Genomic DNA, 16519 nt, shown 5'->3' with positions numbered 1-16519 from the left:
CCCGGAGAATTCACGGAATTCAGAAACGCTTGACCCGGATGGTGCCGGAACGGCCATGCGCGGCCAGCCCCTCCATCCCGGCGAACGCCTCGATGACGGAGACTTCGCGCTGGAGCGCCTTTTCCGAATAGCGGACGATGCTGGAACGGCGGAAGAATCCCGGCGTCTCCAGCCCGTTGAAGTAGCGTGCGCTCGACGCAGTCGGCAGCACGTGAGAAGGTCCGGCGCAGAAGTCGCCGACCGGCTCGGGCGTCCACGGCCCGAGGAAGATCGCCCCTGCGGCGGTAATCCGCTTCACCAGCCGTTCCGGCCGCACGGTCTGAATCTCCAGGTGCTCCGGCGCGTACCGGCTGGCGATTTCGGCCGCCCGGTTCAGGTCGGGAGCCAGAATCAGGAAGAGCCCGTGCTCCATCACCCGATCCACTGTCGCCAGCCGCGGCAGAGAGGCCTTCTGGCGGAGAAACTCCGCCTCCACCTGTTCCATCAGCGGCGCGGAGGTCGTCACCAGAACCGCCTGTTCCAGCCCGCTGCCGTGTTCGGCCTGGCTGAGCAGGTCGGCGGCGATGAAGGCCGGATCAGCCGACTCATCGGCGATCACCAGAATCTCGGAGGGTCCGGCGACCATATCGATGGCGACTTCGCCGTAGAGCAGCCGCTTTGCGGCGGTGACATAGGCGTTGCCGGGGCCGACGATCTTCTCCACCTTGCGGACACTTTCCGTGCCGCAGGCGAGCGCGGCGACGCCGTAGACGCCGCCGAGGCGGTAGATTTCGGTCACGCCGGCAAGTTTCATCGCGTAGAGAACTGCCGGATGCACCGTCCCGTCCCGCCGGGCCGGAGTGACGGCAACGATCTCCTTCACCCCCGCGGCGGAGGCGATTCCGGCGGTGTGGATCACCGTGGAAACCAAGGGCGCGGTGCCGCCGGGAATGTAGACGCCGACCCGGTCGAGCGGTTCAAATTTCTCCCCGAGCGTGACGCCGGGGCGGACCTCCGCCTGCCAGTTGCGCGGCATGGTCCGTTTCGCGAAGGCGCGCACCTGAGAGAGCGCCGTGCGGATCGCCCGACGCTGTGCCGGAGTGAGCGCCTTCTTCGCCTCCTCGATCTCCGCCTCGTCGACCCGGAAGCGGTCCGGCGTCAGGGTGACGTGGTCGAACTTCTCGGCAAAACGGATCAGCGCGGCGTCTCCGTCCGCCCGGACCTCATCGATGATGGCGGCGGCCTGTTTCCCGACTTCAGGGGGAAAGGAGGGGCGCTCATACAACGCCCGCAGCTCCTCTTCGAAACCGGGGGAGTCAAACCGGAGTTTTTTCATTTCTTCACCTGTACAAGTTCATTGTCGATCAGCCGGGTGGAGCCGAAATAGGCGGCCAGGGCGAGCAGTACCTCGCGGGTCGTCTCCGTCGGCTCCGCCAGCGTATCGACATCGAGCGCCTCCACATAGTCCACGCGCCCGCCGGCCGCCTCGATCTCATGACGGATCGCGGCGATGATCGCCGGAGCGGCGGAGATCCCCGCCTCCTCCAGCGCCGGTTTGGCGGCCCGGAGCGAACGGGAGAGCACGAGGGCCCGCTGATGTTCCTCCTCCGAAAGATAGCGGTTGCGCGAGGAAAGCGCCAGCCCGTCCGCCCCGCGCACCAGCGGCGCGGCGACGATTTCGATCGGGAAGTTGAGGTCGCGGACCATCCGCTTGATGACCAGCAGCTGCTGGGCGTCCTTGCGGCCGAACACCGCCACATCCGGCAGCGCGAGGTGGAAAAGCTTCGTCACCACCGTGGCCACGCCGCGGAAATGCCCCGGCCGCCGGGCGCCGCAGAGCGGACGCGACAGCACCGTCTCCTCCACCCAGGTGGAGGCGTCCGGCGCATACATCGCCCCGGGTTCCGGAGCGAAGATGACATCCGCGCCGTGCTCTTCGCAGACGAGCCGGTCGTGTTCGAAGTCACGCGGGTACTTGTCGAGATCCTCGCCCGGCCCGAACTGGGTCGGATTCACGAAAATCGAGACGATCACCACGTCAGCGCGGCCGCGGGCGATGTCGATCAGCGACGCGTGCCCGGCATGGAGAAATCCCATTGTGGGGACCAGAGCGATGCTCTTCCCCGCGCGGCGGGTTTCAAGCGCAAACTGCTGAAGCTCCTGCGCCTGTCGAAAGATGCGCATTTGAACTAGATCTCCGTCAGCCAGTTGTGACGATCCGGCAGCTCTCCGTGCTGGATGCCGGTCATCTCATTGTAGAGTTTATGCAGCACCGGACCGATTTCGGTGAGGTGATAGTCAATCACCTTGTCGCCGTCGAGAATGCGTCCGACCGGCGTGAGCACCACCGCGGTACCGCAGGCGGCGACCTCCGCGAAATCGGGCAGCTCCGAAGCGGCGATCCGGCGCCGTTCCGTGGGCATGCCGAGGTCGGCGGCGATGGTCATCAGCGAATTGTTGGTGATCGACGGCAGGATCGAATCCGAGAGAGAGGTCACGTAGCGCCCGTCCCGCGTGATCGCGAGGAAGTTGCTGGTGCCGAACTCATCGACATAGGTGTGGGTCGCCGGATCGAGGAAGAGCGCCACGGCGCAGTGACGATCCTTTGCCTGCTTGCTCGAGATCAGGCTGGCGGCGTAGTTTCCGGCCGCCTTGATGTGCCCGGTGCCGTGCGGCGCGGCGCGGTCGTAGTCGCGGGAGATCATCGCGTCGACCGGTTTGATTCCGCCCTTGTAGTAGGCGCCGACCGGCACGACCATGATGACCAGTTCATAGGCGAGGCTGGCCCCGACGCCGATCTGCGGCGTGGTGCCGAACATCACCGGCCGGATGTAGAGCGCGCCGCCGGTGCCGTAGGGCGGAATGTAGTCGACGTTGTCGCGCACGACGGTTTTGACCGCTTCGACGAACTTCTCCACCGGGAACTCCGGCATCATCAGGTGGCGGGCCGAACTGTTGAGCCGCTTTCCGTTCTCCTCCGGGCGGAAGATGCGGACCTTTCCGTCGCGGCAGCGGAACGCCTTGCCGCCCTCGAAGATCGCCTGTCCGTAGTGGAAGACATTAGCGGCGACCGACACCGTGATGTTGTAGTCGGAGCAGAGCCGCCCTTCATCCCAGCTGCCGTTCTCGTAGTGGAACCGGATGTTGCTCCGGGTCGGCATGAATTTGAATCCAAGATTCTCCCAGTCGATGTTCATGATTGCATCAATCTCCCGTGCAAAATGAGTTGGTTGAGTGAAATTTGACAGGAGAAATATAGCGCACATCGGCGTCAATATCAAGGATTTTTCCTGCGGAAGCGGCGGGGAAACGGAGATTCCTGAAAAAAAATCGTGTTTTACCCGCTTTTTGATTGCATTTTTCACAATTGTCGCTTATCTTAAATCAACATGACCGGATACGGAAACTACTGTTTTATTTTGGTTTCTATAGAGAAGGAGGATTGGCCATGGTATTGAAACATTTCATGAGTTGCGCCCTCACCGCGGCGGTGCTTGGATTCGTCGGTGCAGGATGCAGTTTGTTCAGCAACGAGGTTCCGCCGGAGGATCTCACCCCCGTGCCGGAAGCGATCGATGATCCGGGCTACTACAGCGCGGCGGATCTCGGCGCAGGTGCCGGCGGGCAGTTCGCTCCGGGGTCCGGCTCCGGCGTCGGCGAGTGGGTGGACTCAACCAGCAATGTCGGCGGCGCCGACGATCAGGGCTGGGTTCTGGCCGATCCCTCCGGCAACCGCCTCAACATGCCGATCATCTACTTCGCCTATGACTCGGACCTTCTGGTTCCCTCCGAAACGGCCAACCTCGACCGGATTGCCGCTTATATGTCGGACAAGCCCACCCTCGGGCTGCTGATCGAAGGCCACTGCGACCAGCGCGGCACCGAAGAGTACAACCGCGCGCTGGGCGAGCGCCGGGCGAACGCGATCCGCGCCTACCTGGCCGGCAAGGGAATTCCCGACGAGCGCATGAAGACGATCAGCTACGGCGAAGACAAGCCGGCGGTCCAGGGATCCGGCGAGAGCGTCTGGCGGCAGAATCGCCGCGGCGTTCCGGTTCCGATGCGGATTCCGCGCTGATGCTTCACGCCATCATGCGTTGCGGGTTGCAATAACGACCTGAACCATTCGCTCGACGGTTTTCCCCTGAGGAGACAGCCGCCGGGCGTTTTCCATATTTTCAGAATAGTTTGATGATCAATTCCGAACAGGAGAGAAGAAAATGAGCAAGATCCGTGCAGAGCACGTGTTCACCTCGGAATCGGTTTCCGAGGGGCATCCCGATAAAGTGTGCGACCAGATTTCCGACGCAATCCTCGACGCCTGCCTGGCGCAGGATCCGGAGAGCCGCGTCGCTTGTGAAACGCTGACCACCACCAATCTCGTGGTGATCTCGGGCGAAATCACCACCAAGGCCAAAGTGAACTGGCAGGATGTCGCGCTGAATGCAATCCGCAAGATCGGCTACAACGACCCCGCGGTGGGCTTCTGCGCCGACGATGCGAAGGTGATGATCTGCATCCACCGGCAGTCCCCGGACATCTCGCAGGGCGTGACCGAGGGGATGGGCCGCTTCACCGAACAGGGCGCCGGCGACCAGGGCATGATGTTCGGCTACGCCAGCAACGAAACGCCGGATATGATGCCGGCGACCATCTACTACGCCCACAAGATCGTCGAAGAGCTGGCGCGTCTCCGCAAGAGCGACCCGGTGAAATACCGCTATCTGCGCCCGGACTCCAAGAGCCAGGTGTCGATCCGCTACGTCGGCGGCAAGCCGAAGGCGGTGGAGACGATCGTGGTCTCCCATCAGCACACCCCGGATATGCCGGAGGAGTGGCTCGAGGCGCTCGTGCGCGAAGTGGTCAAGCGGGTGATCCCCGCCGAACTGCTTAACGGCGAGATCCGCTACTACGTCAACCCGACCGGACGCTTTGAAGTGGGCGGCCCCCACGGCGACACCGGTCTGACCGGCCGCAAGATCATCGTCGACACCTACGGCGGCGTCGGCAGTCACGGCGGCGGCGCCTTCTCCGGCAAAGATCCGTCGAAGGTGGACCGTTCCGCGGCCTACATGTGCCGCTACATCGCCAAGAACATCGTCGCGGCGGGGCTGGCCGACAAATGCGAAGTGCAGGTTGCCTACGCGATCGGCGTGGCGGAACCGCTGAGCATCAACGTCGACACCTACGGCACCGGCGTTCTGGCCGATGACGGCGACCTTGAGAAGGTGATCCGCGAGGTGTTCTCGCTGAAGCCGGCGGAGATCGTGCGTCAGCTCGGCCTCAAACATCCGGGCCAGGGCTGGTGCTATCAGGACACCGCCGCCTACGGCCACTTCGGCCGGGCGCAGTTCCCGTGGGAGCAGACCGACCGCACCGCGGATTTGAAGGCCGCGGCGGAAAAGTTCCAGCGGAAGTGAAGATGACGCGCGGCAAACGAGGCCCGGCACTGCTGGGCGTCGGTTCTCCGCTCCTGGACATTCTAGTCCGGGTGGAAGAGCCGTTTCTCAAAACGATCCCGGGCGAAAAGGGCGGCATGCTGATGGTGGATGCCGACTTTCAGCAGTCGGTTCTCGACCGGCTGCCGGGCAATCCGCGGCGGGTGCCGGGCGGTTCAGCCGGAAACACGGTGTTCGCGCTGGCCCGTCTCGGGCTCGACGTCGCGATGTTCGGCAAGCTCGGCGATGACGTCAACGGCGACTTCTACCGGGCGCGGTTCCGGGAGCTGGGCGGCTCCGACGCGGAGTTCGTCACCACCGGCGAAGCGCCGACCGGCACCTGTCTTTCGCTCATCACGCCGGATGCGGAGCGCACGATGCGCTCCAGCCTCGCGGCGTCGCTGCTGCTGCGGATTGACGAAGCGGAGAAGGTCGATTTCTCCGCATACGACTGGGTGTACATCGAAGGATATATGTTCTATTCGGCGGTGCTGCCGACGGTGATGCGGCGCGCGAAAGCGGCAGGCTGCCGGATCGGGCTGGATCTGGCGAGTTTCGAGGTGGTCCGCGACTTCCGCGAAGATCTGCCGGATATTCTGCGCAACTATGTGGATATCGTGCTCGCCAACGAGGAGGAGGCCGCCGCCCTCTTCGACGGATTGACGACCGAGGAACAGCTGGACCGCCTCGCCTCGTGGTGCGACATCGCCGCGATCAAGCTGGGCCGGCGGGGAGCGCTGATCCGGCGCGGCAATGAAACCGCGAAGGTGCCGGCGCAGCTGGTGGAGGAGCCGGTGGACACCACCGCGGCTGGCGACCTCTGGGCGGCGGGATTTCTCTACGGGGTGCTCCGGGAGCGGCCGCTCATGGAGGCGGCCTGGTACGGCTCGCTCATCTCGTCGGAGGTGGTCAAGGTGGTGGGCTCCGAACTGCCGGAGCCGGCATGGAATGAGATCAAAGGCAAAATCGCCAAATAATTCGGGAGTGAAGTTTCAATGGAATACCAGATCAGGGATATCAATCTGGCCGATTTCGGCCGCAAGGAGATCGAGATCGCCGAACAGGAGATGCCGGGGCTGATGGCGACCCGCGCCAAGTACGGCCCGGAACAGCCGCTCAAAGGGGTGAAGATCATGGGCAGTCTGCACATGACCATCCAGACGGCAGTGCTGATCGAGACGCTGAAGGCGCTCGGCGCGGACGTGCGCTGGGCCAGCTGCAACATCTTTTCGACGCAGGATCACGCGGCGGCGGCCATCGCGGCCGGCGGCGTTCCGGTCTTCGCCTGGAAGGGTGAGAGCCTCGAGGAGTACTGGGAGTGCACCTACCGGGCGATGACCTGGCCGGACAACTCCGGTCCGGACCAGATCGTCGACGACGGCGGCGACGCGACGTTGCTGATCCATCGCGGCGTGGCGGCGGAGAACGATCCTTCGATTCTGGATGTGCCGACCGACGTGCAGGAGCTCCAGATCATCAATGCGCTGCTCCGGCGTGTGCTGGCGGAGGATCCGCAGCACTGGCACAAGGTGGCGGCGGCGGTGCGCGGCGTCTCCGAGGAGACCACGACAGGAGTGCACCGGCTGATTCAAATGGAGAGCCGCGGGGAACTGCTTTTCCAGGCGGTCAACGTCAACGACTCGGTCACCAAGAGCAAATTCGACAACATCTACGGCTGCCGCCACAGCCTGACCGACGGCATCAAGCGCGCGCTGGACGTTCTGCTCTCCGGCAAGACGGTGATGGTCTGCGGATACGGCGACGTCGGCAAGGGGTGTGCGGAAGCGCTGCGCAACGAACGGGCGCGGGTGCTGGTCAGCGAAGTCGACCCGATCTGCGCACTGCAGGCGTGCATGGCGGGCTTCCGGGTGTGCACGGTTGAGGACGCCCTGCCCGAAGCGGATCTTTACGTCACCACCACCGGCAACTGCCGGATCATCACCGCCGAACATATGGCGAAGATGAAGGATCAGGCGATCGTCTGCAACATCGGCCACTTCGACGACGAGATTGAAGTCGCCGAGCTGGAGCGTTATCCCGGAATCCGCAAGCTGGAGATCAAGGGCAGCTCCTGCCCGGTGAGCCGGTTCACCTTCCCCGACGGTCATTCGATCTACCTGCTGGCGGAAGGGCGGCTGGTCAACCTCGGCTGTGCGACGGGGCATCCGTCGTTCGTGATGTCGAGCAGCTTCACCAACCAGACGCTTGCGCAGATCGACATCGCCCGCAATCCGGACCGGAAAGTCGGCGTCTATCTGATCGCCAAGAAGCTTGACGAAGAGGTGGCGCGCCTCCATCTCGCCAAACTCGGCGCGAAGCTCACCACCCTCACCCAGGAGCAGGCCGACTACATCGGCGTTCCGGTGGAAGGGCCCTACAAGCCGGAAAACTACCGCTACTGAACCGCGAAAAGGCGGGCCGCCGTCAGTTAAACTGCGGCTTTACTTTCGCTGAAACAGAAAATCCACTCGAGCCATGCGCCGGGTGGATTTTCTTCTTTTCCTGTCCTGTCCTCCACCGTTTCCTGCCGGATTTCCGCTGTTTTTTTGACATTTTCTCCAGATGGAGCTATATTGATTGTTTAACAACAAACCGTTCAGAATCAATCAACTGCAAATACCATACAAATGAACCGGAGACTTTTCTCTTTAGTCGAACTCTTGATCGTCATCGCGATCATCGCCATTCTGGCCGGACTGCTGTTGCCGGCGTTGAACCGGGCACGGGAAAAGGCGCACGCCATCGCCTGCACCGGCAATCTCAAACAGCTCGGTCAGGCGGGAAATCTCTACACCGGCGATTACGACGGCTACATCGTTCCGGGGGCGACGGCACCGGTGAATCCGCTGAATATGGGCGAAGCCGACGCCACCTGGCTGGCGGCGTTGCGGAAGTATCTCGGCTGCGCGCTTCCCGCCGTCGGGTACGGGCAGAGGCTGTTTCAGCAGGCGTCGGAATTGAAAGTCGGCGTCTGCCCCTCCTCGCCGGAGCGGTTCGGTTACGGCCACAACTCCTGGGGGCTCGGTCTGCTGGCCGATCCGGCCCAGCCCGCCGGCTCCAGCCAGAACCGGGCGGTGAAACTCTCCTCCATCGCCAGAAGTTCGACCCTGCTGTTTCTCGCCGACAACCTGCGGGCGAAATATTCGGAGGCGTTCAACCGGAAGTTCAGCAACTGGGCAGCCTGGCTTGCGCCCGGCTCGCACGGGTACGAGAACGACTGGAGCAGTCTTTTCTTCGTCCACACCAATGCGGCGAACGTGCTCTATCTGGATGCGCACGTCGACATCATTCCGCTGCTCCGCCGGGATGAATTCTACTCTGCCGACGCCGACAAACTCTTCTGGCTGCCCTCCGTCGTCACGTTTGAGTAGGAGTTCGCGGCAAGTTCCGTCGCCCCCGCTCCACCGTACAGGGAATCCGGGCAGAAAAACGCTTCCGGCAGCACGAGCCGACGGAAGCAGGCGGAATTTCGGCGGTCAGCCGCGGCGGAACTGCACCTTCTTTTCGTAATCCGAAATCCGGTCGAGCACCCCGCCGACGGCCGGAATGCCCCACTCTTCGAGGCAGTGCGCCCAGACCGCACCCCACGGCAGGCTCTTCGCCTCCTCCTGAAGCGCCAGCCGGGCGGTGAGGTCGCGCCGGGATTCCGCGGCGCAAATCTCCGCCGTCGGCTCCAGAAAGCCGCGCAGCAGCGCCTTGCGCATGTTGTGCGCCCCGATCACCCACGCTCCGACCCGGTTGATGGTGGCGTCGAAGTAATCCAGCCCGATCTCAATCCGGTCGGTGCCGCAGGCGGCGATCTCGCGGCCGAGCGAAAGGAGGTCGTCGTTCAGCACGATCACATGGTCACTGTCCCAGCGGACGCCGCGGCTGACGTGCAGCAGAATCCGCCCCTGCTGCACCAGAATCGCCGAGAGTTTGTCGGCGATCGACTCGGTCGGGTGAAAGTGGCCCATATCCAGGCAGATCGCCTTGTTGTGCCGCGCCGCGTAGGTGAGGTAGAAGTCGTGCGAACCGACGGTGCAACTCTCGGTGCCGATGCCGAAAAGCTTCGACTCCACCGCGTCGAGCACCAGCGCTTCATCGACCGGATCGGCGAAGATCGCATCGAGACTCTCCATCAGGCGACGGCGCGGAGCGAGCCGGTCCGCCGGGGTGTCCTTGAAGCCGTCCGGAGCCCAGAAGTTGCAGACCGAACGCACGCCGGTCGCCCGGGCGAACGCCTCGCCGATCCTGCGGCACGCCTGTCCGTGCCGGATCCAGAAGGCGCGGATCTCCGGATCCGGGTGGGAGAGCGACAGCCCCATATCCAGCTTCGGGTGCGAATAGAACGCCGGCGCAATGTCCAGCCCGATCTTCCGCTCAACCGCCCAGTCGCGCCAGCCGGAGAAATTCTCCACCGTGAAGGAGTCCCGGTCGCACCCCGGCGTCACACAGTCCACCTCGTGCCCCTGCAGCACCACCTTGAACGGGCCGGGAATCATCGTGAACGCCTCATCCAGATCCTGCCGCAACTCCTCCGCCGTCCGGGCCCGCCCCGGATAGTTTCCGGTCACCTGACAGCCGCCGGTCAGCGCGTGACCGGTGTTTTCAAATCCGGTGACATCGTCGCCCTGCCAGGCGTGAATTCCGATCACGCAGGCGTTCATCCGGCGCACCGCCTCTTCCACATCGACGCCGTGTTCGGCGTAAATCGCGCAGGCATCCTCATACATCCGTTCGGTTCTGTTCATCGAGCCTCTCCTTTCCATACGGTTTGAATTGCATTGGTAAAGCTGATCCCGTTCTCTCCGGGCAGTTGCAGAATACCGGGAACGCCGTCGGGAATCCGGGCGGAATAAACGACTCCCTCCCGCGTGCGCTCCCACTCGATCGAAATGCGTCCGTAGACGCTGTCGTACCAGGCGGACATCGAGTTCAGCGAGGAAATGGCGCATGGCTTCAACACCACTTCGCGGAATCCGGGGCGGTTCCAATCCGGCTCCAGCCCGGCGGCATACTGCATCATCCAGGCGGAGAGATCGCCGTACATGATGTGGCAGTGCGAGAAATTGCCCGCGAAATCCTCCAGCAGCGTGGTCTCACCGTTCCGCACCCAACGGCACCAGCCGGGGAACTGATCCTGCGTAAAGATCCGGAAGGCCGACTCGGCATATCCGTGTTCGGCCAGCACCCGCGGGACAAATTTCGCACCGACGATCCCGAAGTCGGCGATGTAATGCGCCTCCTCCATCTTCCGGTTCAGCAGAGCGGCGGTTTTCTCCGCCTCCTCGCCCGAACAGAGCCCCATCCCGACGGCGACGGCCAGCGCCGTCTTTTCGTCGTTCGCATAGGAGCCGTTCCTGTTGGAGAAGGCGCGGCGGAACGCCTCCGCCACGCCGGCGGCACGCTCCCGGTAACGGGCGGCATCCTCGCGGAATCCGAAGAGCTCCGCCGCATCGGCGAGGATGCAGAGGTCATAATAGTACCAGCCGGTGGTCACCAGCTCCGGCGCCACCGCGCGGGAGGGATCGTAGTGGCACCAGTCGCCCAGCCCGAACTTCAGGATTCCCCCCTTCGCCATGCTTGCGGAAAATTCGACGTTGCGCTTGAAGGCGTCGTAGTTCTCGCGCATGAGCGAACTGTCGCCGCGGTAGAGGTAGACGCGGCGCGGAATCCCCATGAGAATGGTGTCGAACATCGTTCCGCTCCCCCAGTTGTACCCCCAGCCGGAGGTGGGGGCGATGCCGGGCAGCTGCCCGTTCGGGCGCTGGCAGTCGCGCAGGGTACCGAGCCACTCGCGGTAGGATTCGGCCAGATCGAAGTGGAAGAGCCCGGTGTCGGAGGCGAGCTGGGTGTCGTTGGTCCAGCCGTTCTTCTCCCGGTGCGGGCAGTCGGTCGGGATCCCGACGAAGTTGTTGAGGAACGACCAGCGCGTGCAGTGTTCCAGCGCGTTCATATCCGGATGGGAACAGGTGAATCCGCCGATTTCGCGCAGGTCGCTGTGGATCGCCTGCGCGGTGAGCGAGAGAATCTCCGCCTCGCCGGAAATTTCCACGACGGCATAGCGGAATCCGTGATAGGTGAAGCGGGAATGCCAGCTCTCCACCCCTTCCCCTTTCAAGGTGTAGCGTTCGGTCTGGAAGTCGCCGCTCTGGACGAAACGGGCGATGTCATCCCAATAAAGCGAACCGTCGGGGTTGAGCACGTCGCCGTACTGGATCTTCACCGTACTCCCGCGCGTCCCCCGGACGACCAGTTCGGCGCGTCCGGCGATGTTCTGCCCGGCGTCCCAGGTGCCGCACTCGAGGCGGCGCATCGGGAAGAGTTCACAGACCCGGCAGGGCGGCGCGGTCTGTTCGAAGAGCAGGCCGCCGGGCCCGGGAACGATCGCCGCTCTGCGCCAGGCCGAATCGTCAAAGCCGGGGGCATCCCAGCCGGGGAACTCCAGCCGGGCGTCGTAATGCTCCCCGTTGCGAAGTCCGTCGTATGTGACCGGCCCCGAGGAGCTCACCCGCCAGCAGTCGTCGCTGGAGAGGATGGTTTCGCCGTCGACGACCAGCTCCAGCAGCAGTTTGGGGTAGTCGCGCCAGGTCGCCTTGTCAAAGTGCCACGCCTCGGCAGTGTGGCAGTTGTAGAGACCGTTGCCGAGAACCACACCGACGGCGTTGCGGCCGGGTTTGAGCAAGGAGGAAACGTCGTAGACCAGATATCCTGCGTGCGCATCGTAGTTGGTCGGCGCGGGGGCAAGTTCGCAGTCCCCGACCTTCTTTCCGTTGAGCCGGAGCTCGTGATAACCGAGTCCGCAGAGATAGAGCCGGCACTCCTTACCGCCCCGGAAATCGAACTCCTGCCGGAAATACGGCGCCGGAAGCACCTCGCCCCGCCAGTCATGGAGCGTCTCGCCGGAGCCGATCCAGAATGCATTCCACTTTCTTGTATCGGAAAACGACATACATCCCCCCTTCCTCTTGTTTTTCTTGAGGAATATACTTGACAAAAAGGAAAAAAATATGGATATTAAAACAAATCATGTGTCTATTTGCGACAATCGAGACGAATTTTCTATGGAATACGATTCAAGTTCCTACCCGATCATCCACCTGACCGGACACCAGAAAAAGATCTACCCGTGGCTCCAGGACAACCTCAACACGCCGTTCTGGCGCTGTTACTGGAACGTCACCCCGGGCGGCTGGCTGCGGGTTGGCGGAGCGGAGCTGGAGCTGAAGAGCGATCAGGTGTACATCATTCCGGGCTACTTTCGCTTCTCGACCTTTGCGTGCGAACCGTTTGAGCAGTTTTACATCCACTTCAGCGTGCCGGACAATCACTTTCCGGCGGACTGCGGCATTCTGACCACCCCCATCCGCCCGCACTGGAAACAGCTCTGGCGGGAGTGGGAAGCGCTGGAAAAGAGCGGCGAAAAGAACCGGTTCCGCCGGGAGACCGCGGCCGGAGCGATTCTCGGCGAAGCGCTGCTGCAGCTGCCGCGGGAGGTGATGACCGAACAGACGCGCCGCAGCCCGATGACCCGGCAGGCGATGACCCTGATCCGCCGCGACCTCTCCACGCCCCGTTCGAATCCGGAGCTGGCCCGGGCATGTGGAGTGGATCTGAGGACATTTCTGCGCCATTTTCTGCGAGACACGGGAGAAAGTCCGCAGCAGTTCAGCCGAAGAATCCGCATTGAAGCGGCCTGCCGGTACCTGCTCTACACCACGAAGAGCATCGAGGAGATCGCGGAATTGACCGGCTTTGCGGACCGTTATTATTTCAGCCGGGTGTTCCGCCGGCTGCAGCAGAAATCCCCGGCCAGATTCCGCCGCCAGCAGCAGCCCTCCGAACTCGCCGACGGGAACTAGAGAAGAGCAGTATATGCTTTGCCGTCCTTCTTCCCAAGCCCCAACGGCCAAAAGAACTCTTTCGTTAAACTTCGGCAGTTCAATTTAAGAGGAAACTTCTTGACTTAGCAAGCGTTTATGCTATTTTATCCAGGGCAATTATGACGATAGTCAGAGAGGAATATGACCTTACAAAAACATCAACTAAGAACGAGGATCGTTGATATTTCAGAAAACGACCTTCGAGAAAAATATCCTGAGGTATTGGCAACATTATTACGCGACCATACTACAGGAGAAAATATATTTTGGGCAACTGACAACTATGCAGAACTAGGTGAAGCATATAATTATTATGCTCCAATTATACCGTCTTTGATTACGGGGGAATACGGTCAGGTGATTCGTCCCCGGGTCAAAAAGGACAAAGAGTTACAGTTGTCGCGTATCCGAGATATGGCAGAAGTGTTTACCCCATCATGGATTTGCAACGTTCAAAACAATCTGATTGATACAGCCTGGTTCAACCGGGAAAATGTGTTTAATATTGAACATGGTGAAACATGGGAAACAGTTAAGACCAGAATAACATTTCCCGAAGGCAAGACCTGGAAAGATTATGTCCGTGCCAATCGAATGGAAATCACCTGTGGTGAAGCTCCTTATATTACCAGCCGATACGATACTACCACAGGAGAGTTTATTCCAGTTGAGAGCAGAATTGGTCTGCTCGACCGCAAGTTGCGGGTGATAAATGAAAATGTTGATCAATCTGGTGAATGGCTTAAGGCCGCGCAGGCTGCTTATAAAAGCATCTACGGTTATGAATGGCAGGGAGACAGTTTGCTGTTGGCACGAGAGGCCATGCTTTATACGTTCCTTGAAAACTATTATTTGAAGTTCAGCAGGATGCCCCAGGAGAAATCCATCAGGTATATTGCTTATATTGTCTCATGGAACATCTGGCAGATGGATGGGTTGAAAGGTGTTGTACCCGGCAGCTGCCATGATGAAGAATCAATCAACCTATTTGGTGAAACAACGATCACACAGTGTCCTGGTTGTATCAGCGGTAATAACACACGACATAATGGAGTTTATTCTCTGATTAAAGATTGGTCCGCAGGGAAAAAGATTGAATATATAAGTCTTACAGGAGGTAGGCGATCATGAAGTACGTATCCTCTTTTGAACCAACCCTGATTTATGTGATGCGTATTAATGATCCCGCTCACGAAGGGTGTCTGAAAATAGGCAAGGCCTCGGTCAACTATGAGGAGGCCTCCTCCCTGCAACCGGCTCCCAACAGCAATATTCTGAATCAGGCTGCCAAGAAACGTATCAATGAATACACCCAGACAGCCGGGATCGCCTACGATCTTCTCTATACAGAATCGACATTATATTTCTCTGAGAAGAGAATTAAAGCGTTTTTGGACCATGATGTACATGAGGTTTTAGAACGTTCCGGTATAAAGAAGAAGGTCTTCAACACCGAAGCAAAAGCAGATGAGTGGTATATCACCGATTTGGAAACGGTGAAGAAAGCCATTACCGCAGTCAAGCAGGGACGCAGATCCCTTAACGCATCTGAAATAACTCAAGGACAATCTCCGATTGTGTTCCGACCGGAACAGAAGGAAGCGATCGCAAAGACTGAGAAGCAGTTCAAGAAAAGCAACCGGATGCTCTGGAACGCTAAAATGCGTTTCGGGAAAACCTTATCTGCACTTCAGGTAGTTAAGGACATGAACTTTGTCCGGACATTGATTTTAACCCACCGTCCAGTGGTAAACGATGGCTGGTTTGACGATTTCAAGAAGATCTTTTATGATCGCGATGACTTTTTCTATGGTTCAAAAAACAAGGGTAATACCTTTGACTATGTAGAACGTCTGGTACAACAAAGGGCCGGCCATTACGTTTATTTTGCATCACTACAGGATTTGAGAGGGTCGGAACTGGTCGGAGGGAAGTTTGATAAAAATGATGAGATTTTCGGTGTCAACTGGGATCTGGTCATTATAGACGAGGCTCATGAGGGAACGCAGACGGAACTCGGTAAGAGCGTTCTTAAAGAACTGGAAAAAGATAATACTAAGATATTGCAACTCTCCGGGACGCCTTTTAATCTGCTTGATGAACATACCGGTGATGCTATTTACACGTGGGATTATGTCATGGAGCAAAAGGCCAAACGGGACTGGGACATCCTTCATAAAGGTGACCCAAACCCCTACGCTTCCCTGCCTCATTTGAATATCTTTACCTTTGACCTCGGGAAGATGCTTGGTAAATACCAGGACGAAGAGTTGGCTTTTAACTTCCACGAGTTCTTCAGAGTTGATGAAAACGGAGTCTTTATTCACCAGCAAGATGTCAGATCGTTTCTCGATCTGATTTGTAAAACGGATGAAAGCAGCAACTACCCATATTCAACGGAAGAATATCGCAGAAACTTCCGTCATTCTCTCTGGATGATTCCCGGAGTGAAATCTGCGCGTGCGCTGAGTACCATGTTGCAGCAGCATCCGGTTTTCAGTCAGTTTGAGATCGTCAATGTCGCAGGTGATGGCGATGAAGATGTCAAAAGCGAAGATGCGCTTCAGATGGTTCATAAGGCGATTGGAGAAGACCCGGATGAAACCTATACGATTACCCTGTCCTGCGGCAGACTGACCACCGGGGTTTCCGTTCCGGCGTGGACAGCAGTGTTTATGCTGGCTGGTTCATTCAATACTTCTGCTGCCAATTACATGCAGACAATTTTCCGAGTCCAGACTCCTGCCACAATCAATGGTCGGATGAAGACAGAATGTTTTGTCTTTGATTTTGCTCCTGACCGAACCTTGAAAGTTATTGCTGAAACAGCGAAAGTTTCTGCGAAGGCGGGTAAGACAGGTGAAGACGGTCATCGGATCATGGGGGAATTTCTGAACTTCTGTCCGGTTATTTCGGTTGACGGGACGCAGATGCGTCCCTATAATGCCAATCAGATGCTGGAGCAGTTGAAGAGAGTCTACGTTGAGCGTGTGGTTCGTAACGGTTTTGAAGACGGTTATCTCTACAACAACGACTTACTCATGAAGCTCGATGGAGGGGACCTGACCGAGTTCAACAATTTGAAAAAGATCATCGGCAGCACCAAGGCGATGCAGAAGTCTGGCGATATTGACTTGAACAAGCAGGGTTTTACCAACGAAGAATATGAGGAACTGGAGGGGATCGAACAAAAAAAGCGTAAGAAAGAGGAGCTGACTCCGGAGGAGATAAAACTTC

Annotated in this window: 13 protein-coding genes; 8 read left to right on the top strand and 5 right to left on the bottom strand. The window is 59.5% G+C overall.

The window, feature by feature from the left end; translation table 11 throughout:
- Positions 1–19 precede the first annotated feature (19 nt).
- The 3 genes from hisD to ACMLHG_RS04355 are packed head-to-tail and all read right to left on the bottom strand — an operon-like array spanning position 20 to position 3176.
- Complete coding sequence (gene hisD, locus ACMLHG_RS04365) at positions 20–1315, bottom strand: histidinol dehydrogenase (RefSeq protein ID WP_294434030.1); 1296 nt, start codon at positions 1313–1315, stop codon at positions 20–22.
- Positions 1312–2163, bottom strand: coding sequence for a pantoate--beta-alanine ligase (gene panC, locus ACMLHG_RS04360; protein WP_294434031.1), 852 nt, complete (start codon positions 2161–2163; stop codon positions 1312–1314). The genes hisD and panC overlap by 4 nt, the downstream gene beginning before the upstream one ends.
- Before the next feature lie 5 nt (positions 2164–2168).
- Complete coding sequence (locus ACMLHG_RS04355; RefSeq protein ID WP_417169684.1) at positions 2169–3176, bottom strand: branched-chain amino acid aminotransferase; 1008 nt, start codon at positions 3174–3176, stop codon at positions 2169–2171.
- A 251-nt stretch (positions 3177–3427) separates the two neighbouring features.
- Between ACMLHG_RS04355 and ACMLHG_RS04350 the strand changes: the two genes are divergently transcribed.
- From ACMLHG_RS04350 to ACMLHG_RS04330, 5 genes are all read left to right on the top strand, one after another.
- Entirely contained in the window at positions 3428–4057 is a 630-nt protein-coding gene (locus tag ACMLHG_RS04350; RefSeq protein WP_294434035.1) for an OmpA family protein, read from the top strand.
- Between the two features lie 142 nt (positions 4058–4199).
- Entirely contained in the window at positions 4200–5399 is a 1200-nt protein-coding gene (metK, locus tag ACMLHG_RS04345; protein WP_294434037.1) for a methionine adenosyltransferase, read from the top strand.
- Between the two features lie 2 nt (positions 5400–5401).
- The gene (locus tag ACMLHG_RS04340) at positions 5402–6394 is read left to right on the top strand and encodes an adenosine kinase (protein ID WP_294434040.1); all 993 of its coding nucleotides are present in this window, start codon (positions 5402–5404) and stop codon (positions 6392–6394) included.
- Positions 6395–6412: 18 nt separating this feature from the next.
- The gene (ahcY, locus tag ACMLHG_RS04335) at positions 6413–7819 is read left to right on the top strand and encodes an adenosylhomocysteinase (RefSeq protein ID WP_417169683.1); all 1407 of its coding nucleotides are present in this window, start codon (positions 6413–6415) and stop codon (positions 7817–7819) included.
- 225 nt (positions 7820–8044) lie between these two features.
- Positions 8045–8788, top strand: coding sequence for a prepilin-type N-terminal cleavage/methylation domain-containing protein (locus ACMLHG_RS04330; RefSeq protein ID WP_417169682.1), 744 nt, complete (start codon positions 8045–8047; stop codon positions 8786–8788).
- Between the two features lie 105 nt (positions 8789–8893).
- Here ACMLHG_RS04330 and ACMLHG_RS04325 read toward each other — a convergent pair whose 3' ends face one another.
- Both ACMLHG_RS04325 and ACMLHG_RS04320 read right to left on the bottom strand, forming a co-directional pair.
- Positions 8894–10150, bottom strand: a complete 1257-nt coding sequence (locus tag ACMLHG_RS04325) for an L-rhamnose isomerase (RefSeq protein WP_294434045.1) — start codon at positions 10148–10150, stop codon at positions 8894–8896.
- Positions 10147–12351, bottom strand: a complete 2205-nt coding sequence (locus ACMLHG_RS04320) for a family 78 glycoside hydrolase catalytic domain (protein ID WP_417169681.1) — start codon at positions 12349–12351, stop codon at positions 10147–10149. The genes ACMLHG_RS04325 and ACMLHG_RS04320 overlap by 4 nt, the downstream gene beginning before the upstream one ends.
- Before the next feature lie 112 nt (positions 12352–12463).
- On the opposite strand from ACMLHG_RS04320, the gene ACMLHG_RS04315 reads away from it, so the two are divergent.
- The 3 genes from ACMLHG_RS04315 to ACMLHG_RS04305 all read left to right on the top strand — a co-directional run.
- Complete coding sequence (locus ACMLHG_RS04315) at positions 12464–13261, top strand: helix-turn-helix domain-containing protein (protein ID WP_417169680.1); 798 nt, start codon at positions 12464–12466, stop codon at positions 13259–13261.
- A 162-nt stretch (positions 13262–13423) separates the two neighbouring features.
- On the top strand, positions 13424–14413 hold the full coding sequence (locus ACMLHG_RS04310) for a restriction endonuclease subunit M (RefSeq protein ID WP_417169679.1): 990 nt from the start codon (positions 13424–13426) through the stop codon (positions 14411–14413).
- On the top strand, positions 14410–16519 hold a 2110-nt coding region (locus tag ACMLHG_RS04305), incomplete at its 3' end, for a DEAD/DEAH box helicase (RefSeq protein ID WP_417169678.1). The genes ACMLHG_RS04310 and ACMLHG_RS04305, both read left to right, overlap by 4 nt.

The sequence above is a fragment of the Victivallis sp. genome, from assembly GCF_048170485.1.
In the GTDB taxonomy this organism is placed as follows: Bacteria; Verrucomicrobiota; Lentisphaeria; order Victivallales; family Victivallaceae; genus Victivallis.
The sequence above is the reverse complement of the archived record's forward strand: the minus strand, read 5'-3'. Positions and strand labels throughout refer to the sequence as shown.